The organism is Kitasatospora sp. NPDC059817 (genome assembly GCF_042731835.1).
Lineage (GTDB): Bacteria > Actinomycetota > Actinomycetes > Streptomycetales > Streptomycetaceae > Kitasatospora.
The window spans coordinates 6,319-7,566 of the sequence record NZ_JBHWIR010000260.1 but is presented as its reverse complement, the minus strand read 5'-3'; the positions used below and the strand labels follow the sequence as shown (position 1 = coordinate 7,566).

The window sequence follows — 1,248 nt, the reverse complement described above, 5'->3', positions numbered from 1 at the left end:
GAGAATGAGCAACGGAGAGAGGGAACGAGCCGCCGATGACCCGAGAGGCAGGGCGCCCGCTGAGGGCCGACGCGCAGCGCAACCGGGACAAGATCCTGGCCGCCGCGGTGCGCGTGTTCAGCGAGGAGGGGCTCGACGCGCACTTCGAGCGGATCGCCAGGGAGGCGGGCGTGGGAACGGGCACGCTCTACCGCAACTTCCCGACCCGAGAGGCGCTGATCGAGGCGGCGTACCGCAACGAAGTGGCCCGGCTGTGCGAGGCCGCCGCCGGCCTCCTGGCGACGATGCCGCCCGCCGAGGCCCTGCGGGTGTGGACTCGCCGTTTCATCGACTACGCCACCGCCAAATACGGCATGGCCGACGCCCTGCGAGCCGTCGTCGCCTCGGGCAGCAACCCCTACGCCGACAGTCACGAGATGATTCAGGGCACCCTCAACTCCCTGATGGAGGCCGGTGCCGCCGCCGGAACGATCCGCTCCGACATCCGTCCGACCGACATGTTCGCCGCCCTCGCCGGAATCGCCCTCACCTCGGCCAAACCCGAGCAGCGCGAGCAGGCCGAACGCCTCCTCGACCTCACCCTGGACGGGCTGAGATCCGCGCCGCCCCAGCCGCCCGGTAACTGACGACAGGACCCGGACGTCACCAGGCCGCCGGTTCACCGCTCGCGCCGCTCGCGCCGACGAGCGACGGACGCCGCCCCGGACAGCGGCCCCACCGAGATCTGCTCGACGGGGGGAGTGGTTCGACCCGGACAACGCCCCCGCTCGCCTTCAGCGGCGAGGCGCCCGAACGCCCGCAGGACTGCGTAGACAGCGCATCAACGCACCGCTGACCCCGGCGTCCCAGACGGCGGAGGGCGTGTCCAGGCCCGCGCCGACCCCACGGGCCCTCCGGGCTCGCACACGGCCTTCGGCGTCAACACAAGCGTTGATCAAGTGTCAATTCCTGCTTCGCAAAGTCTCGACTTCCCTGTGCCGTCAACGGAAGGGAAGACCTGGAACACACGTCAATGCGCGGCAGTCACCCCCCGAGCGGGATTCCACGATGTCGACCGGCCATCTGGCGTCGAGTCGCCGCGGCACTCGTCCTCACCCTGACCGTGGGCCTGTTGCAGGCCCTCGCGGTCACGCAGGGGGCGCCCGCCGTCACTGCCCCATCTGCCACCGAGACCGTACCCAAATCCATACAAACCTGACCAATTCAAAATATATATGCCGGGGGGGGGGGGCGCGGCTGGACGAAGCC

1 protein-coding gene is annotated in these 1,248 nt (G+C 69.9%); it reads left to right on the top strand.

Annotation, left to right across the window (positions count from 1 at the left end):
* Positions 1-35 precede the first annotated feature (35 nt).
* The gene (locus tag ACFV61_RS32620) at positions 36-626 is read left to right on the top strand and encodes a TetR/AcrR family transcriptional regulator (RefSeq protein WP_380495606.1); all 591 of its coding nucleotides are present in this window, start codon (positions 36-38) and stop codon (positions 624-626) included.
* Positions 627-1,248 lie beyond the last annotated feature (622 nt).

What these genes read in the sequence shown, in the direction of transcription:
- ACFV61_RS32620 (WP_380495606.1), top strand. Translation starts at nt 36, where the DNA reads ATGACCCGAGAGGCAGGGCGCCCGCTGAGGGCCGACGCGCAGCGCAAC.